Raw genomic sequence first — 23,276 nt, forward strand, 5'->3', positions numbered from 1 at the left:
CCGCGTGACCACGGAGGCCGGCTCATGATCTCGTCCATCGGCTCCCTCCCGACCGGCCCGGCCGCTCCCGGCGTCCTCGAGATCGCGCTGGTCTCCGAGCACGCCAGCCCGCTCGCCGCGCTCGGCGAGGTCGACGCAGGAGGGCAGAACGTCCACGTCGCCTGCCTCGCGGGCGCGCTCGCCGACCGGGGCCACCGCGTGACCGTCTACACCCGCCGCGACACACCCGATCTGCCCGACCGGGTGCCGCTGCGCGAGGGCGTCCAGGTGCACCATGTGCCCGCGGGACCGCCCGAGCAGCTGCCCAAGGACGAACTCCCGCCCCACATGCCGGAGTTCGGCCGCTACCTGGCCCGTATCTGGCGGACCAGACCTCCCGACCTGGTGCACTCGCACTTCTGGATGTCGGGCCTCGCCGCGCTGCGCGCCGCCCGTGAGACCGGGCTGCCGCTGGTGCACACGTACCACGCGCTCGGCACGGTGAAGCGACGGCACCAGCAGCTCGCCGACACCAGCCCGCCCCAGCGCATCGCCTGCGAGACCGAGGTCGGCCTGGGCTGCGACCGGATCGTCGCCACCTGCCGGGACGAGGTCGCCGAACTGACCCGGATGGGCATCCCCACCGAGAAGGTGACCGTCGTACCGTGCGGAGTCGACACCGACCGCTTCACCCCGCGCGGCCCCGTGGCACCGCGCGGCACCCACCCCTACCGGCTGCTCCAGTGCGGCCGCCTGGTCCCGCGCAAGGGCGGGGCGGTCTCCGTCGCCGCGCTCACCCTGCTGCCCGGGGCCGAACTCGTCGTGGTCGGCGGCCCCCGGCCGCACCTCCTCGACGACGATCCCGAGGTACGACGGCTGCGCGCCCTCGCCCACGAGGCCGGCGTCGCCCACCGCGTCCACTTCACGGGCGGTCTCCCCAGCGACCGGATACCGGCGCTGCTGCGCTCCGCCGACGTCGTCGTGTGCCCCGCCGACTACGAACCCTTCGGCATCGTCCCGCTGGAGGCCATGGCCTGCGGCAGACCGGTCGTCGCCAGTGCCGTCGGCGGCCAGCTGGACACCGTCGCCGACCCCGGCACCGGACGCCTGGTGCCGCCGCGCGACCCCGAGGCGCTCGCCCGCGCGGTCGGTGACCTCCTCGCAGACCCGGCGGCCCGCGAGGCCTGCGGGGTGGCCGGCCGCCGCCGGGTCCTCAGCCGCTACGGCTGGGCACAGGTGGCGGCGGCCACCGAGACGGCGTACTGCGAGGTCCTGGACGAGGAGGAGGCGGCAACAGGAGCGGGGTGACGCATCCCGATGACCCGATCCGGTTCGCTCGACTTCCCGAAGGAGGTGCGGGCCCCGCCGTCCCGACGAGGCGGTACTCCCGACGACCATGACCGAACACCCTGCGCTCGAAGCCGCACACCTGCACTGCCGGTCCCTGGAACAGGCCCTCGGCCGGTTCCGCCGGTCGGGCCTCGGCCGGATCACCGAATGGGGCGCACACCTCGCCACCGTCCTCACCGGCGGCGGCCGGCTGCTGGCCGCGGGGAACGGCGGCAGCGCAGCCCAGGCCCAGCACCTCACCGCCGAACTCGTCGGGCGCTACCGCCGTGAGCGGCCCGCCTACGCCGCCATCGCCCTGCACGCCGAGACCTCCAGCGTGACCGCCATCGGCAACGACTACGGCTTCGACCACGTGTACGCCCGCCAGGTCACCGCCCACGGCCGCGCCGGAGACGTCCTCGTCCTGCTGTCCACCTCCGGCCGCAGCTCCAACCTGATCGCGGCGGCCGTGACGGCCCGCTCGGCCGGACTGCGGGTGTGGGCGCTCACCGGACGGGGGCCCAACCCGCTCGTCGACGCCGCCCACGAGTCGCTGTGCATCGACGCGGACAGTACGGCGACCGTGCAGGAGGCCCACCTCGTCGCCGTCCACCTGCTGTGCGAGGCCTTCGACACGTCCGTGACGACGCCCGTCGCGCGCCGCGGCACCGCCGCATCGCCCGGGAGGGCGTCATGACCGGCCCCAAGCCGCTCGCGGTCGTCGGGGACGTCCTGCTCGACGAGGACATCGAGGGCGTCGCCACCCGGCTGGCGCCCGACGCCCCGGCCCCCGTCGTCGACGTCACGAGCAACCGGCGCCACCCCGGCGGAGCCGGACTCGCGGCCGCCCTCGCGGCCCGCGGCGGCCGTGAGGTGGTCCTGGTGACCGCACTCGGCGACGACCCGGCCAGCGAAGCCGTACGGCGTGACCTCCAAGGCAGGGTGCGCCTGCTGGAGATACCGCTCAACGGAACCCTGCCGGTGAAGACCCGGGTACTGGCGGGCGGCCGCCCGGTGGTCCGTATCGACCGGGGCGGTGGCACACCCGGCGAACCCGACGACGCCGTACGGGAGGCGCTCGAAGGGGCCCGAGCCGTCCTGGTCGCCGACTACGGCCGGCACACCGCCGAGGCGGTACGTCCGCACCTGGAGGCCGTGGTCCGCCGTACGCCCCTGATCTGGGACCCGCATCCCCAGGGCGACCCGCCGGTGTCGGGAGCGCGGCTCGTCACCCCGAACGCGGCCGAGGCGCGCGCCCTGTGCCGGGGCGACGGCACCTCCCTCGGTGCGTACGCCGAACGCGGTGCCGAGCTCGCGGAACGCTGGCGCGCGGCGGGCGTCGCCATCACGCTCGGCGACCGCGGCGTCCTGCTGACCAGGCCGGGCGCCGCCACACCGATGCTCGTGCCCAGCCCCTACCAGGCCACCGGGGACCCCTGCGGCGCGGGCGACTGCTTCGCCGCCACGACGGCGGCGGCGCTGGCGGACGGCCTCCTGCCGGAGGAGGCGCTGCAGCGGGCCGTCGCCGAGGCCGCCGCGTTCGTCGCGACGGGCGGAGCGGGGAACGAGGACCTGTGGCGCACCGAGGCACCGCCGCGTCCGGCGGACGCCCCCGGCACCGACCCGTTCGAGCTCGCCGAGGCCGTACGCGCCCGGGGCGGCACCGTGGTGGCCACCGGCGGCTGCTTCGACCTCGTCCACGCCGGCCACGTCGGCCTTCTCGACAGCGCCCGGCGCATCGGCGACTGCCTCATCGTCTGCCTCAACTCCGACGCCTCCGTCGCCCGCCGCAAGGGCCCCGGCCGCCCCCTCAACCCGGTCACCGACCGCGCCCGTGTGCTCGCCGCCCTCGGCAGCGTCGACGCCGTCGCGGTCTTCGACGAGGACACCCCGGAAGCCGTCCTGACCCGCCTGCGCCCGGACGTCTGGGTCAAGGGCGGCGACTACTCCGTCCAGGACCTCCCCGAAGCAGCCGTACTGCGCACCTGGCACGGCCAGGCCGTGGTCCTGCCCTACCTCGACGGCCACTCCACGACCCTCCTCACCCACCGCGCGGCGAGGGCGGCGACGGGGGGAGCGCGGGCGGGTGCGGGGTGAGGAGGCCGACCTCGCCGCAGCCCGCTACGCCGCCGCTCCCAGAGCCTCCCGTTCCGTCACATCGCCCTCGGGAGGCCGGATGCTCACGGGCGCGGCGACGCGGCGTTCACGGAGGAGGAAGCCCGCCGCGATGGAACCCGCGATGATCAGCCCGCCGGCGACGAGCGCGCCACGGGCACCGACGAGTTCCATGAGGAGACCCAGGGCGGGAGGCCCGCCGAGGCTCCACACCGTGCCGACGCTGCCCCAGACTCCCAGCACCCGACCCCGCAGATGCGGCGGCGGATCGGTCTGGAGGACCGCCGTCCCGGCGGTGTCGGAGACGGACTCGACCACCGCCATCGGCAGCACCAGCACCATCAGCACGGCCAACGAAGGCGACAGACCCGCCACCACCTGGAGCAACGCCCCCGCGGCCGCCAGCACCCCCACCAGCCGCACCGACGGCCGGCGCAGCCGCGCCCCCAGCACCGCGCCCAGGATCCCGCCGACGGCGAGAACCGTGGAGACGGTCCCGAACGACCCGGCGCCCCCGGCCAGCGGCCCCGTGACCAGCACAGCGAGCGTCAGCCCGTAGTTACGCCCGAAGACCGCGCTGATCCCGGTCACACCGGCGAGCGCGACCAGCCGCGGCCGCCGTACGAAGAAGGCCACTCCCTGCCGTACGGTCATCCCGTCGCCCGGCCCGCTCTCGCGTCCCGCCGCCTGTGAGGACGGGGGGACGTCGCTCTCGGACGCCCCCGGCGCCGCCCGCAGGAACGGGATCACCGAGGCCACGAACAGGAACGACAGCCCGTTTCCGAAGTAGGCCGCCGAGGTCCCCAGGAACCCCGCGGCCACCCCCGCCAGCGCGGTACCGGCCAGCCGCCCCGCACTGTGCACCAGCGCGCCCACCCCGATCGCGGAGGGAACGTCCGCGGCCGGCACGAGATCGTTGCCCAGCAACGCACACGCCGGCCCGTCGACGGTGGCGATCGTGCCGGTCACGGCCGCCAGCACCATCAGCGTGGTCATGTCGAGCCGGTCCACCGCCACCAGCACCGCGGTCACGAACGCGATCGCACCGAGCAGCGCCTGACTGACCGCGGCGGTCACCTTGCGCGGCCAGCGGTCGACCGCCGCACCGCCCAGCACGCTCACGAGCAGCGCGGGCGCCGCCTGCACCGAAATGGACAGGCCGGTCACCGCGGCGGACCCGGTGATCTGCAGGACCAGCAGGTTCTGCACCGTGAGCTGCATCCACGTACCGGCGTTCGACACGAGGTTCGCCACGGACCACCAGCGCATGCTGCGGTAGCGCAGCGAACGCCATGGCGAGCGGGAGGCGCCCCGGGCGGGCGCGGAGGCGGGCAGGGCGGGAGCAGGAGAGGAAGTCACAGAGCGTTACTCGGAGAGGAGTCGGAGGACGCAGTCGGCGGAGTCTGTCGTCGGAGTCCGGCAGCGCTGTGCGGCCACTCCACCAGCCGTGATACGGCGCGCCCCATCGTGGCAGAACGGACCCCGAGCCGACGCCCCAGCGGCCTCGTAGGGCCGTCGCACCGGCATCAAAGTCCCACCCCCGCAATGGATTTGCGATGGCAAGTGGGGTTGATCACAGGGGCCCACACCAACTGCCTTGACTACAGTGCGTGATGGTTCAACGCGCGGTCGTTCCGACTCCCGTTTACGTTGGGCGGGCAAGCGACTCACCCAACCCCCCAAGGAGGAGTCATGGCCCGCAAGGGTGGCACGGACAAGATGAAGGGCAAGGCCAAGGAGATGGTCGGCAAGGTGACCGGCGACCGCGAGAAGCAGGCCGAGGGCCGGCTCGACCAGGCGCGCGGCGAAGCCAAGAACATCCGCGGAAAGGCCGAGGAGCACGCCCGGGAGACGGCCCGCTCCACGAAGCGCGACCGCACCTGACCCAGGGCGCCCAGCGGACCGCCGGGCGGCGAGACGAGCCGGGGGACCACCCGGCACCGCTCCCGCGTCCGGCGGTTCCCGCTGTCCAGGCGTGACCGTAGAAGCGTCTCCCTCGCCCCTGTTGTCCTCCGCGATCTCCGGGTACCCGTAGCTCCCCAAGGCCCAGTGCGCCGCACCCGGAGGGAAGGCCGACAGCCATGAGCACACCCTTTCAGCCACACGCGCTGCACGACTACGCGCTACTGGCCGACGGGGAGCGCGGCGCGCTGATCGGACCGGACGGCGCCATCGGCTGGCTGTGCGCCCCCACCTGGCACGACGACGCCCTCTTCGCCTCCCTCATCGGCGGCCGCGGCGGCTACGCCATCACCCCGAGGGGCCGGTACGTCTTCGGCGGCTACTACGAAGAAGGCACCCTCATCTGGCGCAGCCGCTGGGTCACCGACAGCGGCGTCATCGAGTGCCGGGAGGCCCTGGCCTTCCCAGGAGATCCCGACCGCCTCGTCCTCCTCCGCCAGGTGCACGCCGTCGACGGCCCCGCCCACCTGGCCGTCGTCCTCGACCCGCACGCCGGGTACGGCCGGGAGCCCCTCACCTCCGTCCGCCGGGACGAGGACGGCGTATGGCGCCTGCGCACCGGCGACCTCAGGCTGCGCTGGCAGGGAGCGGGCTCCGCCGTCGTGGGCGAACAGGGCCTGACCGCCGATCTCACGCTGCAGCCCGGCGAGCGCCGCGACCTGGTCCTCGAATGTTCCAGGACCGAGCTGCCGCACGAGGGACCGCGTCCCGACCGGGCGTGGGCCGCCACCGAGGCCGCGTGGCGGGCCGCGGTCCCCGGTCTGGAGAACACCATCGCCGTCGCCGACGCGCGCCGGTCGTACGCCGTGCTGCGCGGCCTCACCGCCAGGGGCGGCGGCATGGTCGCGGCGGCCACCACCAGCCTGCCCGAGCGCGCCGAGGAGGGCCGCAACTACGACTACCGGTACGTGTGGATCCGCGACCAGAGCTATGCGGGTCAGGCGGCCGCGGCCGCCGGGGCGCACGAGCTGCTGGACGACGCCGTACGGTTCGTCTCCGCCCGCCTGCTCCAGGACGGACCGCGCCTCGTCCCCGCGTACACCGTCCACGGCAGCCCGGTACCCGAACAACGTGACCTCGACCTGCCCGGCTACCCCGGCGGGTTCGACCGCGTCGGCAACTGGGTGAACCGGCAGTTCCAGCTCGACTGCTTCGGCGAGGCCCTGCAGCTGTTCGCCGCCGCCGCCCGCCACGACCGCCTCGACGCCGACCACTGGAAGGCCGCCGACCTCGCGGTGCGTGCCGTCGCCGAGCGGTGGCGCGAGCCGGACGCCGGCATCTGGGAACTCGACGACCGATGGTGGACGCACAGCAGGCTGGCCTGCGTCGCCGGCCTGCGGGAGCTGGCCGCCGCCGCCCCCCGCCACCCGCTCGCGGATACCTGCGCGAGCCTGGCCGACACCGTCCTCACCGCCACCGGGAGCACCTGTGTCCACCCCGACGGGCACTGGCAGCGCAGCCCCGAGGACCCCACGGTCGACGCCGCCCTCCTGCTGCCCTCCGTGCGGGGCCTGTCGGGCGCCGGGGACGCCCGCACCCGCGCCACTCTCGACGCCTGCCGCCGCGAACTGACCCAGGACCACTTCATCTACCGCTTCCGCCACGACCACAGGCCCCTGGAGGAGGCCGAGGGCGCGTTCGTGATGTGCGGGTTCGTCATGGCCCTCGCCGAGCACCAGCAGGGCCGGGCCGTCGAGGCGCACCGCTGGTTCGAACGCAACCGCGGTGCCTGCGGGGCCTCCGGCCTGTACGCCGAGGAGTTCGACGTCGCCCAGCGGCAACTGCGCGGCAACCTCCCGCAGGCCTTCGTCCACGCGCTGCTCCTCGAGGGCGCCGTACGACTCGGCGAGCGGACACCTTAGACGCCTGACCGGTTCGCCCGGTGTTCCCCGGGTACCCGTGCTCTTTGGCACGAGGAGGGGACGGAGGAACACAGGCATGTCTCCCCTGGCACAGGCAGTCTCCGCGGGCCCCTGGGAGGACCGGCGCGCGTCCGCCCGCACGGCGCGGCTGCGCAGCCGGATACCCGAGCCCGACGAGGAACCGGATCTACTGGGCCAGTACCTGTCCCAGATCGCGGCGACACCGCTGCTCACCGCGGAGGACGAGGTGCGGCTCGCGCAGCGCATCGAGGTGGGCGTGCACGCCGTGGCGGAACTCGAACAGGCCGAAGCAGGCGAACGGGCCCTGCCGCCGGAGCGCCGCCGGGACCTCGAACGCGCCACCCACGACGGGCTGGCGGCCAAGGACCACATGGTCCGCGCCAACCTGCGGCTCGTCGTGTCGATGGCCAAGCGGCACGCCCATCGCGGGCTGCCGCTGCTCGACGTCATCCAGGAGGGGAACCTGGGGTTGATCCGGGCGGTGGAGAAGTTCGACCACACCAAGGGCTTCAAGTTCTCCACGTACGCCACCTGGTGGATCCGCCAGGCCATCGAGCGCGGCCTCGCCGCACACGCCCGCACGGTGCGCCTGCCCCTGCACGTCGTGGAGCAGTTGCAGAAGCTCGCCAAGATCGAACGCCGGCTGCAGCTGGGACTGGATCGCGAGCCCTCCGCCGAAGAGGTGGCGGCGGAGAGCGGCCTCCCCCTGGAGAAGGTCGCCTGGCTGCGCCGCGTCGGACGGGACGCGGTCAGCCTGGACACACCGGTGGACGACACCGGCGAGACCGTCGTCGGCGACCTCATCGCCGACACGGAGGTACTCCAGGCCCCGGAGGTCGCCGAGTACCAGGCCCTCGCGGAGGAACTGCACGAGGCCGTCGGCACCCTCGCGCCCCGCGAGGCCATGATCCTCAGCCTGCGCTACGGCCTGCACGACGGCCGGCCGCGCACCCTCAAGGAGGTGGCCCAGCAGGTGGGCCTGACCCGCGAGCGTGTCCGCCAGCTGGAGAAGGAGTCGCTGGCGCGGCTGCGGGCGCCGGACACCCGGGAGCGCCTGCTGGCCTGGGCGAGCTGACCCCCGCCACCCTCGCCCGCACCCGCCTCACACAGCGAGCGGCGACGACCGCCCCGGGTCCGCACCCCACGCGGCCGCGCACAGCGCACGGTCGACGTCGTCGGTGTAGAGCGCGGCGGCCAGCCAGGCTCGGACGAACTGGTCGGTGTCCGCGGGCAGGAGCCGCCCGAAGGTGTCCCGGGCACGGTCCGCGGCAGCGGCGTGCAGCTCGTCGAGGAGATCGCCGGCCGTCGCCAGGCCGTACGCACGGAGGCGCCGACCGTCATGCGCCCCACTCCCGGGAAAGGCCAGCACCCGACGTCCCCCGGAGACCGACTGATGGACGCGACGGCGCAGGAGATGCAGCGGGGCCTCGTCCGGGGTGGGCGGCGCCACGGCTGAGGGCAGCCGCCCCGGCGTGGGCAGGTCCGCGTGCAGGAGTCGGTCGAGGCCCAGGTCGAGGCGGCCCTCCGGATCGGAAGGATGGCTGATGGCCAGGAGCAGCGCCCGGGGGAGCGGGCCCGGGGTGAGACGGGCGACGACACGAAGCCGGGTGCCCGCCGCGCCCGCGAGCAGCCGGAGGTTGTCGCGGTGGGGCAACGCCGGATCGTCGTGGGCGGCGGCCAGTCGCACGGTCACGCCGGCACAGTCGGCGAGCAGGCAGTCGCCCGCCGCCTCGCGGACGGTGCCGAGGAGCGTGACGTCGAGGAAGAGCAGTCCATGGCCACCGTCAGTGCGGTCGCGGCTCAGGGCGGCGGACGCCTGCTCTGCGACGGGCATGGCCCACAGCCGGTCGAGTGGCTCGCTCCGCCATGAGGCCCCGGATGCCCGTACCGCCCGTACGCCCGCCCCTGCCCCCAGACGCCCCGTCGGGGACACGGTGGCGCCGGACACGGCGAGTCCGGCGCGCGACAGCTCACGGTGGGTCAGGGTGGTGTCACCGATGCGGACGGCGCGGTCGGCCGCCCCCACGGCCCGGGCCGAGCCGCCCGGAGCCACGTCGGGGACCGTGTAGAGACGGCCGTCGGCGTCGGCGGCCCAGGTGACGGCGCCCGCGTAACCGGTCGCCGTGAGTACGGGCTCGGAGAACAGTCCATAGAGACGTAGCGAACCGTCCGGGACGTACGGCTGCCGTGCGGTGCCACGCAGGGCGGCCAGCTCCGGGCCGGTCGCGTACGGGAGACGGTGGGCGTTGGCCAGGAGGTCGCGCAGCGCCGTGACCAGGTCGGCGAGTCGGTACGCCGGGTCCGCGGACCGGGCCGCCCTGAGCCCCGTCACCACGGACACCGCCGACGCGGCCGCTCGGGGCAGCCCGGCGAGCCGTGCGGTGTGCGCCGCGCGCAGCAGCTCCGCCTGGAGGACGGCCCCGGCCCCGTCGACACCGGCTTCGAACACGGCGGCCCCGGCGTCGTGAACGGCTCCGGCGGCGGTGCGTTGGGCGGGGGTGGGGGCGTCGCCGGGTGGGGCGGTGTCGCCCGCGGTGCTGCCGCCGGTGCGGGCTTCGGTGCGGGCGGCGGTTTTGCGATGGGTGTCCGTCCCGGCGGCGGTTTCGGCACGGGTGTCCGTCCCGGCGTCGGTGATCAGTGCGACGTCGGCCACCGGGGCCGCCGAGGCCGCCGCGGCGCGGTGCAGACAGCCGGGGGCGAGGAGACAGCCGCAGCGGATCGCGTCCGCGCTGGTCACGACACCACCGGGGGCACGCAGTTCCAGGTCGGTGTCGTCATCCACGGCGATGCGCGCGGTGTCACCGTCGAGGACCACCGGCCGGGCCGTCAGCTTGGCGACGCCCGCGTCCAGCCGTTTGCGGAGCCGGGGAGACAGCGCCCCCACGAGTTCGGCGGTCACGGCCGGCGCGACCGGAGGAAGCTGCGGAGTCATGCGATCTTCTCCCCTACCCAGCGGGCGAGTTCGAGCGGGCTGAGAGCGGCGACGGGCATACCGGCTGCGACGAGCTGTCCGGCGACGCCCGTCGAGTACCGGGGGCGGCCCGCGTCGTCGAGGCTCGCGCACCCCAGGACATGGCAGCCGGAACCCGCCAGGGCGCGGACCTCGGCGAGCAGTCCGCCGAGCGGATAACCCTCCTCGAAGTCGCTGACCACCACCACGAGGGTCCGGGACGGCACGGTGACGAGCTCGCGGGCGTGGCGCAGGCCCGCGGCGATGTGGGTGCCACCGCCCACACTGACTTCCAGCAGCAGGGACAGCGGGTCGTCGACGTGGCCTGTGAGGTCGATGACCTCGGTGGAGAAGGCCAGGAAGTGCGTGGACAGCGTCGGCACTCCTGCCAGTACCGACGCGGTGAGGGCGGCCCAGACCGTGGACGCCTCCATGGACCCCGACACGTCGGTCACCAGGATCAGCCGCCAGTCGGCGGCGCGCCGGGCGCGCGTACGGAAGACCGGGTGCTCCGGTACGACCTGGACCGTACCGTCCGGGCCCCGGCGAGCGGTCGCCAGATTGGCCCGCAGGGTGCGGGCCAGATCGAGGCCGCCGCCCGGACGCCGGCTGGGGCGCGGCAGGGCGGTGCCGTGCAGCGCGGGGCGCAGCCGGGTGGCCAGTTCCCGGGTCAGGGCGTCGACCAGGCGCCGCACCAGCGGACGCAGCGCGGCCAGCCGTGCCTCGGGCAGACCACCCGCGTGCCCCAGCACCGTGCGCAGCAGATCGACGGAGGGCCGCACGCTGTCCGGGTCAAGCTCGGCGAGCACGTCCCTGCGCCCCGACGCGGCGGCCGCCGCCAACACCTCCTCCCGGACACCGGGCCCGAACAGCGCCGCCAGTTCCTCCGACCACTCCCGCACCCCGGGATACGGTGCCTCCCGGCCACCCCCACTCCCACCGCCGGGCCCGGGCAGCTCACCCCTGCTGCCCTCACCGCGGCCACTGCCGTACAACTCGTCCAGTGCGGTGGCCATCGCGGCAGCGGACCGAGGCAGCCGATCGGCCCGGCGACCGAGGAGGAGGCGCCAGCGGTCGGCGGGGGAGAGGTGGTGGTCCTTGGCCCCCGCCGCGCCGGAGCCCTCGCCGGAGCCGGAGCCGGAGCCGAAGCCGGCGGGGTCGGTGTTCTGTTCGGTGGGGCTGGACACGGTTTCGGCGTCCTCCTGGCGCCCGCGCGACGGCAGAAGTCCCAGCCGCTCAAGGGTCTCCCGGGCGGCGAGGTCCGCCCGGGTCCAGACGGCGAGGGCGGCGGGGTCGACGCCGCCCGTGTCGGAGAGGGGGCGGGCGGGGGAGAGGCGCTCCTCGACCGCGGCGAGGAGACGGTCACGGGCGGCCGGGCTGAGCGTGTCGAAGCCACCCCGCAGCGCGGGGAGCTGTTCGAGGAAGGCCCGGTCGGGCAGCTCGGACACCCGGCGGAGCAGCGGTTCCAGCGCGGGGGCCGCCGCCTCCAGAAGCGGGCCCGCGGCGGTGAGCAGCCCGGTGAGGCGGGCAGTGAGAGCGGACCGGGACTCGGCGGACCGGGCCCCGTCGACCCAGGACGCGACCCGACCGCCGAACACCTCGGCGTCCTCGTGCCCGAGGAGGACCCGTACGGCTCCGGCCGCACCCCGCATCAGCGGTGAGCCGTCGACGGCCAGTCGCGCCAGGGCGTCGGTGAGCCGCAGACCGCCCTGGAGGTCGGCGCGGTGCGCGAGTTCGAGCAGGGCGTGGGCGTCGGCCGGATCCTCGGAGCCCATGAGGCCGTCCACTTGGCGCACCGCGGCTGCGGTGAGCAGCTCGGCCACCGCGGCAGCCCTGTCGGTGCGCTCCGCGTCCGCACCCAGCCCGGCGATGTGTCCGGCCCTCACCCGGTCCAACAGCTCGAGCCCGACGAGGAGTTCGGACAGCGTGCCGGACGGCGGCAGTACCTCGGTGACATCGGCGAGCCGTTCGTCCGCGAGTTCGGGCAGACCGCACTCGGCCGCCTCCTGAAGCCCCCGCAGAGCCTGCGCCGCCGTAGGGCCGCCCTCGTCCTCATCAACGCGCCGCCGCGCACGCAACGCGCCCTCGGCAGCCTGGGCGGGGGTGACTCCCCGCACGCCGGCCGTGGTCAGCATGGCCGCCGTGGCGGGCGTCCAGCGGACCTCCCAGCGTGAGGTGAGGGCTTCCGTGCCACCCGCGCCGACAACCTCCTTGGCCTCCCCGTACGGCACTCCGCACACCGTCAGCCTGCGCAGGAGCAGTTCACGCCGCCGGTCGAGATCGGAACGCAGCGGATCGAGGCGCAGATCCCGGCTCGCGTCGGAACCGCGGTCGCCCGGCCCCGGCAGCCCCAGCTCCGCCACCTCCGCCTCGACCGCCGGGGCGAGACCGCTCCGAGGGGCGCCCGGCGCGGGCCGGCCGCCGCGCGTGCCGACGAGCACCCGCTCCATCGCCCGCGCGACGGCCCGCCCCCGCCCGTACGGCTCGCCCTGCGCCAGCACCGTCTGTACGGCCTCGACCAACTCGCCCCGCCCGGCCGCAGGCAACCCGCGCAGCCGTGCCAGATCTCCGGCGAGGCGGGTGATCTCGCGCGCGTCGGCGGGACCGGACGGATGGCCGAGAACCCGCAGTTCCGCGCACACCCGCACGGCCGCCCGAGTCAGCGCCTCCTCCAGCGCGGCCGGATCGCCCGCCGCCTCCAGCACCATGTGCTGCCACTCCGGATCCCGGATCCCCGCCGGGTAACCGGACCGCTCGTCCAGCAGCGCGTAGGCGTACGGAATGAGCGAGGTCGTCCACACCGTCCGACCGGCGCCGTCGGTGACCTCGCAGGGGTCGGACGCGTCGGCCGGCCCCTGCCCCGCATCCCCCGCGAGAGCCGGAGCATGGAACGCCCCCACCACCACGGCGGCCCGCTCCCCGTTCGCCGTGGCGTCGGACAGCCGTGCCCGCATCCACCGCTCCCGTCGCAGATCCAGCTCCGGCACTCCCCCCGACGCGGCCGCGTCCTCCCGCAGCGCCCACCCCGTGAGCAGCGCCGCCCGCCGCAGCGCCTCGACCGGAGAGCCCGGGGCGGCCGCTTCGACGAGCCGGTCCCACAGATCCTCACCCGGACGCCCCGTGAGCCGGGCCCGCAGCGCGTCCGACAGCCGGGGAACCTCGGGCACCCGGCCCGGCGCCCGCCGTTCCTCTCCCCAGGCCCGGTCGGCGAGCGGCAGATCGCAGGCGATCACCGGCACCCCACGCCGAGCCGCCCACCGTACGGCCGCGAGCTCGGGTGAGAAGTCGGCGAAGGGATAGAAGGCGGGGCCGCCCGCCCCGTCGGCCCCCGCGGCGCCGGGGGCGGCGGCGAGGGCGACCGGCGCCCGGGTCTCCTCGTGGGCGAGCCAGGGCAGCCACTCCTGCATCTCCGCGGGGAGCTCGACGAGCAGCACGTCCGGCTCCGCCTCGTCCAGCAGCGCGGGCACGGCCGCGGCCAGGGAGGGCGCGTGGTGCCGTACGCCGATGAGGTAGGGCCCCGTCGCCGGGTCGGTGAGCAGGGCGACGGCTTCCTCGGGGGAGAGGCCGGGGGAGAGGCCGACGGAGAGGGCGGGGTGGGACACGACCTCAGCCCTCCAGGACCGTGCGCAGGTCCCACAGGGTGCGCCAGGTGGCGGAGCCCTGTTCGGCGCGGCGGCGGACGGGTCCGTCCCAGTAACCGCGCAGCCGGGCCGCGTCGGCGGGGTCGTCCTTGCGTACGACGCCGAGGAGGTGGCCGGGCAGCAGCCCGAGCACATCGCGGTCGCCGGGGAAGTACGCCGCCGCGAGCCCCAGCGCGCCCGCGACGGCGACGGCCTCCGCGGTGCTCATCACGGTCGAGGGCCGCTCCACCTCCCAGCCCTCCGTGGACCTGCCCTCCCGCAGATCGCGGAACGCGGTGACGAGAGCCTCCAGCACGGCGTCGTCGACCCGGAACGCCGCCCCGGCCCGCTCGACGGCGGCCCGCGCCTGGCTGCGCACCAGCGCGGTCTCGGCGTCGAGGTCCCCGATGGGGCCGACGGTCTCGAAGTTGAAGCGGCGCTTGAGCGCGGCGGACATCTCCGAGACGCCCTTGTCGCGCAGGTTGGCCGTCGCGATGAGGTTGAAGCCGGGCGCGGCGTGCGCCAGGGCGTCGTCCGTGCCCGCCAGCTCGGGGACGGCGATCCGCCGCTCCGAGAGGAGGGAGACCAGGGAGTCCTGCACCTCGGGCAGACAGCGGGTGACCTCCTCGACCCGGGCGATCGCTCCCCGGCCCATGGCGGTGAGCACCGGTGAGGGCACGAGTGCCTGCCGACTGGGGCCCTGGGCCAGCAACAGGGCGTAGTTCCAGCCGTACTTGAGCTGGTCCTCGGTGGTGCCGGCCGTGCCCTGCACGACCAGGCCGCTGGTGCCGCACACCGCGGTCGACAGCAGCTCGGACAGCACCGACTTGGCGGTGCCGGGCTCGCCGACGAGCAGCAGACCGCGCTCACCGGCAAGGGTGACGACACACCGCTCCACCAGCGCCCGGTCGCCGACGAACTTGCCCTGAACCACCATGCGGCGCGGCACGCCCTCGGGTACCTCCGCGTCGTCGGGCAGCCGGAGGGCCTGGCCGTCGCTGCCCATGACGAACGTGACGACGGCACGCGGCGTCAGCCGCCACGCGGGTGGACGCGGCCCGCCGTCGTACGTGGCGAGGAAGGCGAGCTCGGTGGCGTACCGCTCCTCGGGCGGCACGATCTGACGCACGGCGTCGGGAACGAGAGCGCTGGTCATCGGCGGCCCTTCGGGATGTCACTGGTACGGGTCATGGACGGAGGCCGTTCGGGGCGGTGCGTGTGCCGGCACCTCATGGACGGAAACCTCATCGGCGGCGCCCCTTCAGGGTGGCCCGGGTGGTGAGCTCCTCGTATGCGGGTGCGTCACCGGTCCGGACGCGGTCCCACGCGCGGGCGAACAGCTCGGCGACCGGGAGGAGGGGGACGGGGCGCGAGGAGCCGGTGACCGGGTAGAGGCCTTCCTTCCAGGTCTCCACGGGCAGCGCGGGAGCCCTGAGTTCGCGCCAGCCGCAGGGCAGGAAGAGGGTGCGCCCGGCGCGGGGCCGTCTGGCCTCGACGACCAGGTCGGTCGCGGCGAGTTCGGCGCGGGCCTTCTTCAGACGGGCGGGCTTCCAGCCGGTCCAGCGGGCGCAGTTGCGGTCCGTGGGATCCGGAAGGGCCAGCAGTTGCAGGTAGAGCACCGCGGCGTCCTCGCTCAGACCGTGGGCCGCGGCGACCTCGCCGACGAGCGCGGGCGCGCCGACCGTGGGGTCCTGGGCGTGGCCGACGGCCCCCTCGGAGCCGGCCTCGGCGGAGAGGGCCCGGGCGAGGTCGTCGCCGAGGATGGTCCCCAGGGCCCGCAGCCCGCTGCCGCGCAGGGGACCGACGAGCCCCTCCACCAGCCCCAACGCGGCGTCCTCGGGACCGGTGAGGGCGGCCGGTCGGACCAGGACGGTCTCGTTGTCACCGTGCCAGGGGCGCAGCACGAACGCCTCGCCGACGTGCGTCAGACCGTCCGCGTCGGCACCCCCGGTCGCGGGCAGCCCGTAGGCTTTGCGGATCTCGGCGGCGGTCGGCCCGCCCTTCTCCGTCCACGCCACGTCCAGGTCGAGCAGCAGCCCCGGGTCGGCGACGCGCCGACGCAGCGCGGCGAGGCCGTCCGGCAGGGCGGCGCGCAGGGGGTGGCCGAAGGGCAGCGCGTAGGCGAGCGCGGCCAGGGCACCCACGGCGGCGGTCAGGTCGTACCGTCCGGGCAGGGCCCGCGGGTCCTCAGGAACGAGGTTGCCGTCCTTGTCGGGCCGTTGGACCGTGGTGCGGCTGATCCAGGGCGTGCGCCCGGGGTTGAGCACGGCCTCCGCGGACGCTGCCTGCACACCGGCGAGGTCACCGGCGACGTCCTCGGGCAGCCGTACGAACGAGCCGAGGCGCTCGGCCCACACCAAGCCCGCCGCCTGGGTGTCCGGCCCGTTCGTCCACAGATCTGCGGGGTCCTCGGGCAGCAGCGCCTCGATGAGCGCGGCCCGGTCCGCCGTGCCGAGCGAGCCCAGCAGGCCGTCGCCGAACTCCAGCTGCCGCGCCTTCAGCCCGATCCCGGCGAGTACCTCCGGGCGGGGGTCCTGGGGCCGGGCGGCGAGCAGCACGGACGCCTGGACCGGGCCGAGCGCGCCTCCGGTCGCAGCGGCAAGCGCCTCCGGCGCCTCGGACCGCCACGGGACGGGGCCCTTGTCCCGCACGAGCCCGGTGATCGCGGCGAGCCGCTCGGCGGAGAACGCCGACGCGTGCCTGACCTCCTTCTCCAGCGTGAAGTGCGCGACTGCGCCGAACGCACCGGAGGGGTCGTGGTCGAGGGCGAGCCAGACGATCCGGTCCCGTACGGTGTCGATGCGCTGGCAGCCGAGCACGACCACCGTCCGGCCCTCGCGGCGCAGCACCTGACCGGCCCGCTCCTGCTTGCTGTGCGGCTCGCCCAGCATGATCGTGCGCAGTCCCGCCCCGGGCGAGGCGAGCGGCCCCTCGCCGACCGCCTCGAGCAGCAGGAGCAGCGCCTCCCGCGACTCGTCGGAGAGCGTCGGAGAGGCGGCGCGGTAGGCGAGGGGCGGCAGTGTCTCCAAGAGGTCCGGCCAGACCATGCCGATCCCGGGGACGGTGTGCTCCTCGCTCCGCCATCCGTCGCCGAGGGCCGCCAGCCGCGCGCGGTCGGGCAGCGGCTTGCCGTCGGCGGGCTCACCCGACAGCACGTGGTTCACGGCCCGGATCTGACGGAGCACGCTCCACTGGGGGTCACCGCCCCACCAGCCACCGAGGTTGACGAGGCCGCCGACCGCCGCGCGCAGCGTACCGTCGTCACCGTGCGCGGGACGGTAGTCCGCGAACATCCCCTCCGTCCGCCGACGAAGGGACTGTGTGCGCTCCACGGGCGGTGCCGCGAAGGCGGCGGCCGACTCGGCGACCCGGAGGGCCGAGCGGACGAGCGTGCTGACGCCGATGAGCAGCCGGTCGTCGGTGAGCCCGGGCAGCGCCCCGGCCACGGCGAGCCGGACGACCTCGTCCGCGGGCGGCACGACGGGCTTCCCGGCGGCTGCCGCCTCGGCTGCCGCTTCGGTCCCGTCCGCCGCCGTCAGTTTCGCCTGCCGCTCCGCCAGGGCGAGCGCGGCGGCGTGCAGCACTTCGGCCGCCTGCTCGTCGGTCAGCCCGCGCAGCAGCGCTGACGTCCGCTCGTCGCGCGGGCGCAGCGCGTGCCAGAAGGCGACCGGCGGTACGAGCTCGGTGCCGGCCGCGTACTCGCCGCCCCGCTCGCCGGGTGTCACCCGGCCGAGCTCACCGGTGCCCGAGGCGTCGTCGGCCGCGAACAGGACGACCTGCCGGTACATCTGAGCGGCCACGGGCTCGGCACCGCCGGGCATCCGCAGAGCACCGAGCGGAACAGCGGGCGTGCGGCCCGGGACGATCGGCAGGGAGACGGTCCGGCCGTCCGGCGTCCCGGTCGTCGTACGCGCCTCGACTCCCGTCCCCTCCGTGCGCACCCAGCGGCCGAGGACCGTGCCGTCGGTGCCGAACGGGCTGTCCTCCAGGCCCGGTTGAAGCGGCAGGACCTCGCAGTCGTCCTGCGCCAGGGGCGCGTCGTCGCGGATGCCCGACCGCAGGAAGGCGGGCAGGGAGGCGCGCCCGTGCGTGCCCGTGCCGGGGTCGTACTCCAGCCATACCGACTGCCGGCCCTGTCGGCCCAGGCGCCACAGCGTGGTGCCGTCACCGATGACGGGGCGGCCGGGTGGCAGGACGGTGTCTCCGGCGCGCAGGGTGCGCCCGCCGGTGGCGCGGCCGCCGCCGGGCAGCGGGACGGAGGGGGTGCCCGCGTCACGGTTGTTCCACCAGTAGGCCAGTTGCTCGCCGCCGAGGACGAACACCTCGGACGGCCGGGCGGACCAGTAGCCGTACTGTGTGCCGTCGTGCCGCCACACCACCAGCAGCTCACCGTCGGTGTAGCGGAAACTCGGGCGTGTCCAGCGGTCCAGCTGGACGGGTATGCGCAGGTCGTGGTCGAGGAGCATCTTGTCCGGGCCGACGACGACCACCTTGTGCCCGCGCGCGAGGATCAGTGCGGGCCAGGCCTCGGCCAGGGTCAGTTCGTTGTCTCGAGGGTCGCGTGTCTCGTTGTCCAGCAGGCGCAGCGCCTCGTCGAGTGCGGGCCAGCCCAGCTCGTCCAGGATGCCCGCGCGCAGGGTCCGGCCGAGCAACGGCGCTACCTCGTGCGCGGCGACCCGGGCGACGGCCTCGGAGTTGACCTTCGCGGCGACCGGCCGGAAGGGACGCAGTCGCTGCAGTGCCGCCCCGGCCGCGGGCAGACCGGCCGCGCGGGTGAGCTCCTCGGCCGCGTCGTCCAGCCACTCGCGCAGCACCTCGCTGAGCACGGGATGCGCGGCGACCGCCTCCAGCAGCTCGGTCGCCGCCCGGTCCCGGCCCAGGGTGCCGACCGCCCGGTGCAGCAGGGGCCGGAACCGCGGATCCGCCGCGACGGCCGTCAGATCCCGTCGGCCGGGCCGGGTGTCCCGCAGCCACCGATCGAGGGCCAGGTGTACGTCGGTCCCGGCGTCCGGCTCCACGAGGGGGACGTCCTCGGCCACGCACAGGTCCAGCAGGTCGAGGTCGGCGCCCGCGTGCCACCGGCCCGCGAAGAGGTCGACGTGCCGGCCTTCCGCCCGCAGCCGCGGCGCCATCCTCTCCACCAGCGCGAGCGTGGCGGGCGACCGCCCCGACACGGCGGCACCGTGCTTTCGGAAACTGGCCCACCGACTCAGCCACCCCGCGGCATCGGCACCACTGGCCGTACCGGCATCGGCCCCTTCACCCCCGTCGATCAACAAGTGCTCCGCCCCGCTCTCCGCCAGCAGCGTCAGCCAGAACTCGTCGTTGTCGACGTCACCGCCGAGGCCCGCGGGCATGATCTCCAGCAGCCGGGCCCGTACGGACGGGCGCTGGTCGGCGAGGGCGGGAAGGGTGGCGCGGTAGGCGGTCCAGAACGAGGCCGGCGCCCGGACGGAGGCGGGGGAGGAGATCAGGTCGGCGACGAGGGCGCACTCCTCGGTGACCCGGTTCAGACCGGCGGCCTTGATCAGCCCGCGCGCGTCCTGCGGCAGCGAGGCGTACGGGGGCATGCCCGCAGCGCAGCGCTCCACCGTCAGCTGCCGGAACTGGCCCCATGCGGCGGCGGGATCGAGGCGGCCGGCGAGGTCCTTGACGTGCTGCTTGAGCGCCTTGACGGTCAGCGCCCCGGCGAAGGCGAACTCCAGGAACACGGCCCGCTGCCGCTCCTCGTCGACGGCGAGGGCGTGCACACGTTCGGCGTCGCGGGCCTTGCCGAAGAAGGCGGCGGCGTACGTCGTGTTCTCGTACTGGAGGAAGACGCGGGCGGCCTGCTCGTAGAAGGTCGGCAGGAAGTGCGGCACCGCGCGGCCGAGGCGTTCGCCGAGCTCCTCGAAGCCCTCCTTGGCCGTGCCCGGGCGGGACTTGGCCTGCCGCGCGAGCCGCTCGACATCCTTGACCAGGGCCAGCGCGTGGTGTCCGTTCGCGGGGTCGTTGACCAGGGCCCAGGCCGGGAATCCCAGCGTCTCCCGACGGACCTGGCCGACCTCGGGTGTCTCCGGCTCCCGGCCGAGGCCGAGGAAGTCCAGGGCGAGATCCTCCGCCTCGCCGAGCGTGCCCGGCACCAGCCGCACGACAGGCCGGTCGTCCAGCGCGGGATGGGTGTAGGTGCGCACGGTGAGGGTGTCGGCGTCCTCACGGGTGGTGGTGCCCGGGGGAAGGACGGCGCCGGCGTCGAGCAACGCGGCCGCGGTGGTGTCGTCGTACGTCGTCATGCCGCCCGCTCCTCGTCCTCGATGTCGCGTCCGGCGTACAGCGCGGCCGCCATGCGCACGCCCTCCGACCAGGCCACCGGCCCGACCTGACCGAGCCTCAGCACCCGGCCCGCGGTGTCGGTCCACATCAGGGGGCCGGTCTCGGTCTCCTCGTAGCTGTCGTAGTCGCCGATCCACACCCGGGCCTCGACGCCGACGCCGTTCTCCCGGACCGAGCAGACGGCGTTCCCGCCGCGCACGCGGTAGCCGAGTTGGGTGGTCCTGCCGTGCAGGAAACGCAGTTCCTTGAACGCGCCGCCCGCGTACTCCTCGACCGCGGTGCCCTCCGTGTCGAGATCGGCGGGGCGGTGCCAGACCTCGCGGAAGAGCTGCTGGGCGCGCTGCTCGACGCCGAGTTCGACGGCGAACTCGCGCAATTCCTCCAGGTCGTCGAGGAGAACGGGGTGGGGGAGGCGGACGAGTTCGGGGGCGATGCGCACGGTGTCTCCGTCGAGGTCGACGAGACCGAGGCCGCGCTCGAGGTCGGCGTCCCGGAGGAATCCCGCGATCTCGCCGTCGGCTCCACTGACCACGAGGTCGCGCAGCGCGCTCTGCCAGGCGGGATCCGGCCACACCCGGGCGAGCACCGCGAGGGGCACCGGAAGGGAGCGCACCATCCACCGCTCCACGTCGCTGAGGCACTGCCGTTCGTGCCGTTCCAGCCACTCGGCGAGCTGACGCAGCCCCACCACAACGGGGTCATCGGCGAGTTTGGCCGGAACCGACGTCAGCCGTCGCCCGGCGGCGTTGCGGCACACCACCTTTCCGCTGTCGAGGGCGATCTCGTAATCGCCCGCCGTCACCCACCCCATACGTGCCTCCCCGCACCGCAGTGATCAAGTGACGGGAACTCTAGGGCAGCCCACTGACAACGCCTCCCACGCCTGTGGCCTGGTGCTCGGCGGCGTGGACGGCGACGCGGACGCCGGGTCAGTCACCGAGTCTTGCGAACCCGTCCCTGACGTTGTCGAAGACGGGCCGGTACCTGTCCCAGTCGGCGTCGGGCGCCGACAGGTAGACGTCGTACTCCCGGCCGCCCTCCCGGCCGAAGCCGAGGTCGATGGCGCGAAACAGTCGGGCCTTGCCGTGGAAGGTGAACTCCCACACCGCGGCCGGCTGCCCCTGGAACCGCGTCTCCTGCATGCGCAGCCGTCGGTAGGTCGGGTAGTTGACCTTGGTGTTCGTCTCGATGTCCGTGAAGTGCGCCATCGGGTTCGAACCGGCCGGGTCGACCATGCCGATGGTGATCCCGGCCAGCCCCGTCGGGTCGGTGTAGACGACCTCGTCGGCGGCCCGCCGGGTGGCCTTCCACCCCTCGGGCACGGGGAAGGAGATGTCGAGCCCCTCCTCCCTGACCGACCGGTATCCCTCAGGCAGGGGAGAGGGCGAGGCCGATGCGGTGGTGCGGCCGGGTGAGTGCGTCGCGGCACTGGGCGCGTGCTCATCCGGGTCCGACTGGTTCTGGATCACGCCGACGCCCGCCGCGGCAGCCGCCACGACGGCCACGACCGGCACGAGCACCCGCCCCCTCCGACGGCCGCGCCGTCGCTCCGGCCCCGTGTCAGCGGACGACCACACCGGCGCCTCGGGCTCCCCACCCGGGGACCGCCTCGAAGGCCGGCCGGAGGACTGCCCCACCGTGGTGCCCGAGGCCCGGTCCGGACCCGACGACGTGTCCGGACCCGACGACGAGTCCGTCGACCAGTCCGGCGCCAGTGCCGCCGTCTGTGCCGAGGACCGTGCGGCCCGCAGCGCCCGCTCGGTCTGCTCCGCCGTCGGACGCTCCTCGGGCTCCTTGAAGAGCAGCGCCTCGATCAGCGGTTCCAGCGGCCCCGCCCGCTTCATCGGCTCCATCGGGTCGACGACGATGGCGTACGCCGTCTCCACGGCCGTGTCCCGGCGGAACGGCGGACGTCCCTCCACCGCCTGGTACAGCGTCGCGCCCAGGGCCCACAGGTCCGACGCCGGCCCCGGGCGCTGTCCGCGGATCCGCTCCGGAGCCATGAAGTCGATGGACCCGACCATCTCGCCGGTCCGGGTCAGCGTCGACGATCCCGAGGTCACGGCGATGCCGAAGTCGGTGAGCACCACCCGGTCCCCGGCGCCGAGCATCACGTTGCCGGGCTTGACGTCGCGGTGCAGCACCCCGGCGGTGTGCGCGGCCCGCAGCGCGGCGACCATCCCGAGGCCGATACGGGCCGCCTCCTCGGGCGGGATGGTCCGGCCGTGTTCGAGGAGCTCGCCGAGCGTGACGGCGGGCAGGTACTCCATGACGATGCAGGGACGTCCGTCGTCGTCCACGACGTCATGGACGACGACCACGTTCGGGTGCACGACACGGGCGGCGGCACGGGCCTCACGGCGTGTGCGTTCGTACTGCGTGGCGAGCTCGGCGTCGGAGAGGTGCGGCTGGACATGCAGCTGCTTGAGCGCGACGTGGCGGTCCAGTACCTCGTCGTCGGCCCGCCACACCGTGCCCATCCCGCCGCGGCCGATCAGCTCCACGAGCCGGTAGCGCCCGGCGACGAGCCGCCCCTCGTCCGACACCGTGCGCCCTCCGCCGACTTCGTACCTGTTCGATTCGTCCGCCACCATAACCGCCAGCGGAGAACGATCAGGTGACGACGATCACGCGGCGCCCTCGCTCGACCCCGCCTCAGCCCTCGACCCAGCCGTGGCTCCTGCCGAACTTCGCCAGCGCGCCGCGGACCTGCACGATCTGCTCACCGGTGAGCGAGGGCGCCGCGGCCAGCAGCAGCTCCGTGACCTCGGCGGTGAACTCCTGTGTGTTCAGTACGTCGCACAGGGAGTCGTCGTCCGGAGCCAGCGGCTTGCCGTCCTCGCCCCTGGCGAGCCGCACGGCTGACGCCTTCGGCCCGCGCTCCCCCTCCTCGATCTCGAACTCCACCACCACGCCCCGGTGCACCGCCGACTCCGGGATCAGCATGTCGTTCACATGCAGGAACACATCCTCGCCACCGTCGTCGGGGGCGATGAACCCGTACCCGCGCTGACTGTCGAAACGCACCACACGACCAGCAACCATGCCAACCCCCAACAGACCGGGCCCTTTGCCCGGGGAACCATGGCCTGATCGTAGTGGTCGCCGGAGGCGGCACTATTCCGT

At 74.6% G+C, this 23,276-nt stretch carries 14 protein-coding genes; 6 read left to right on the forward strand and 8 right to left on the reverse strand.

Translation table 11 applies throughout. The features are described 5' to 3' along the window. The first annotated feature begins 24 nt into the window (after window positions 1-24). From IG99_RS26990 to IG99_RS27000, 3 genes are all read left to right on the forward strand, one after another. Entirely contained in the window at window positions 25-1,287 is a 1,263-nt protein-coding gene (locus tag IG99_RS26990; protein ID WP_051865914.1) for a glycosyltransferase, read from the forward strand. Window positions 1,288-1,375: 88 nt separating this feature from the next. Beyond that, window positions 1,376-2,005 carry a D-sedoheptulose-7-phosphate isomerase gene (locus IG99_RS26995; RefSeq protein ID WP_037677975.1) on the forward strand — a complete coding sequence of 210 codons (630 nt, stop codon included), beginning with the start codon at window positions 1,376-1,378 and terminating at the stop codon, window positions 2,003-2,005. Next, window positions 2,002-3,405: a PfkB family carbohydrate kinase gene (locus IG99_RS27000; RefSeq protein WP_037677976.1), complete on the forward strand. Its 1,404-nt coding sequence runs from the start codon at window positions 2,002-2,004 to the stop codon at window positions 3,403-3,405. The genes IG99_RS26995 and IG99_RS27000 overlap by 4 nt, the downstream gene beginning before the upstream one ends. A 24-nt stretch (window positions 3,406-3,429) precedes the next feature. Here IG99_RS27000 and IG99_RS27005 read toward each other — a convergent pair whose 3' ends face one another. Next, complete coding sequence (locus IG99_RS27005; protein ID WP_037677977.1) at window positions 3,430-4,692, reverse strand: MFS transporter; 1,263 nt, start codon at window positions 4,690-4,692, stop codon at window positions 3,430-3,432. 423 nt (window positions 4,693-5,115) lie between these two features. Between IG99_RS27005 and IG99_RS27010 the strand changes: the two genes are divergently transcribed. From IG99_RS27010 to IG99_RS27020, 3 genes are all read left to right on the forward strand, one after another. Next, entirely contained in the window at window positions 5,116-5,307 is a 192-nt protein-coding gene (locus tag IG99_RS27010; RefSeq protein ID WP_037677979.1) for a CsbD family protein, read from the forward strand. Window positions 5,308-5,504: 197 nt separating this feature from the next. Next, window positions 5,505-7,247: a glycoside hydrolase family 15 protein gene (locus tag IG99_RS27015; protein ID WP_037677981.1), complete on the forward strand. Its 1,743-nt coding sequence runs from the start codon at window positions 5,505-5,507 to the stop codon at window positions 7,245-7,247. 76 nt (window positions 7,248-7,323) lie between these two features. Continuing rightward, window positions 7,324-8,343, forward strand: coding sequence for a sigma-70 family RNA polymerase sigma factor (locus IG99_RS27020; RefSeq protein ID WP_037677982.1), 1,020 nt, complete (start codon window positions 7,324-7,326; stop codon window positions 8,341-8,343). A 27-nt stretch (window positions 8,344-8,370) separates the two neighbouring features. Here the strand turns inward: IG99_RS27020 and IG99_RS27025 are convergent, their stop codons facing one another. The 7 genes from IG99_RS27025 to IG99_RS27055 all read right to left on the reverse strand — a co-directional run bounded on the left by IG99_RS27025 (window position 8,371) and on the right by IG99_RS27055 (window position 23,195). After that, window positions 8,371-10,200: a hypothetical protein gene (locus IG99_RS27025; protein ID WP_037677984.1), complete on the reverse strand. Its 1,830-nt coding sequence runs from the start codon at window positions 10,198-10,200 to the stop codon at window positions 8,371-8,373. Continuing rightward, window positions 10,197-13,820, reverse strand: a complete 3,624-nt coding sequence (locus IG99_RS27030; protein WP_051865916.1) for a vWA domain-containing protein — start codon at window positions 13,818-13,820, stop codon at window positions 10,197-10,199. Before IG99_RS27030 ends, IG99_RS27025 begins: the two co-directional genes overlap by 4 nt. A 4-nt stretch (window positions 13,821-13,824) precedes the next feature. Then, window positions 13,825-14,994 (reverse strand): ATP-binding protein, encoded by a 1,170-nt coding sequence (locus IG99_RS27035; protein ID WP_037677986.1) that lies wholly within the window; start codon window positions 14,992-14,994, stop codon window positions 13,825-13,827. A gap of 88 nt (window positions 14,995-15,082) precedes the next feature. Further along, a complete protein-coding gene (locus IG99_RS27040; RefSeq protein WP_037677988.1) occupies window positions 15,083-20,110 on the reverse strand; it encodes a hypothetical protein in 5,028 nt (1,675 codons plus the stop codon). After that, window positions 20,107-20,961 carry a DUF4132 domain-containing protein gene (locus IG99_RS27045; protein WP_037677989.1) on the reverse strand — a complete coding sequence of 285 codons (855 nt, stop codon included), beginning with the start codon at window positions 20,959-20,961 and terminating at the stop codon, window positions 20,107-20,109. The genes IG99_RS27040 and IG99_RS27045 overlap by 4 nt, the downstream gene beginning before the upstream one ends. A 118-nt stretch (window positions 20,962-21,079) precedes the next feature. Continuing rightward, window positions 21,080-22,696: a serine/threonine-protein kinase gene (locus tag IG99_RS27050; protein ID WP_037678039.1), complete on the reverse strand. Its 1,617-nt coding sequence runs from the start codon at window positions 22,694-22,696 to the stop codon at window positions 21,080-21,082. Window positions 22,697-22,805: 109 nt separating this feature from the next. Further along, entirely contained in the window at window positions 22,806-23,195 is a 390-nt protein-coding gene (locus tag IG99_RS27055) for a cold-shock protein (protein ID WP_037677991.1), read from the reverse strand. Window positions 23,196-23,276: the final 81 nt, after the last annotated feature.

This window comes from Streptomyces griseus subsp. griseus (assembly GCF_000720255.1).
Lineage (GTDB): Bacteria > Actinomycetota > Actinomycetes > Streptomycetales > Streptomycetaceae > Streptomyces > Streptomyces griseus_I.

Excerpts from the sequence above, each read along its gene's own strand:
- IG99_RS27035 (WP_037677986.1), bottom strand. The coding sequence starts at position 14,994 with ATGACCAGCGCTCTCGTTCCCGACGCCGTGCGTCAGATCGTGCCGCCC.
- IG99_RS27010 (WP_037677979.1), top strand. The coding sequence starts at position 5,116 with ATGGCCCGCAAGGGTGGCACGGACAAGATGAAGGGCAAGGCCAAGGAG.
- IG99_RS27000 (WP_037677976.1), top strand. The coding sequence starts at position 2,002 with ATGACCGGCCCCAAGCCGCTCGCGGTCGTCGGGGACGTCCTGCTCGAC.
- IG99_RS27005 (WP_037677977.1), bottom strand. The coding sequence starts at position 4,692 with ATGCGCTGGTGGTCCGTGGCGAACCTCGTGTCGAACGCCGGTACGTGG.
- IG99_RS27040 (WP_037677988.1), bottom strand. The coding sequence starts at position 20,110 with ATGACGACGTACGACGACACCACCGCGGCCGCGTTGCTCGACGCCGGC.
- IG99_RS26995 (WP_037677975.1), top strand. The coding sequence starts at position 1,376 with ATGACCGAACACCCTGCGCTCGAAGCCGCACACCTGCACTGCCGGTCC.
- IG99_RS27055 (WP_037677991.1), bottom strand. The coding sequence starts at position 23,195 with ATGGTTGCTGGTCGTGTGGTGCGTTTCGACAGTCAGCGCGGGTACGGG.
- IG99_RS26990 (WP_051865914.1), top strand. The coding sequence starts at position 25 with ATGATCTCGTCCATCGGCTCCCTCCCGACCGGCCCGGCCGCTCCCGGC.
- IG99_RS27015 (WP_037677981.1), top strand. The coding sequence starts at position 5,505 with ATGAGCACACCCTTTCAGCCACACGCGCTGCACGACTACGCGCTACTG.
- IG99_RS27025 (WP_037677984.1), bottom strand. The coding sequence starts at position 10,200 with ATGACTCCGCAGCTTCCTCCGGTCGCGCCGGCCGTGACCGCCGAACTC.
- IG99_RS27045 (WP_037677989.1), bottom strand. The coding sequence starts at position 20,961 with ATGGGGTGGGTGACGGCGGGCGATTACGAGATCGCCCTCGACAGCGGA.
- IG99_RS27020 (WP_037677982.1), top strand. The coding sequence starts at position 7,324 with ATGTCTCCCCTGGCACAGGCAGTCTCCGCGGGCCCCTGGGAGGACCGG.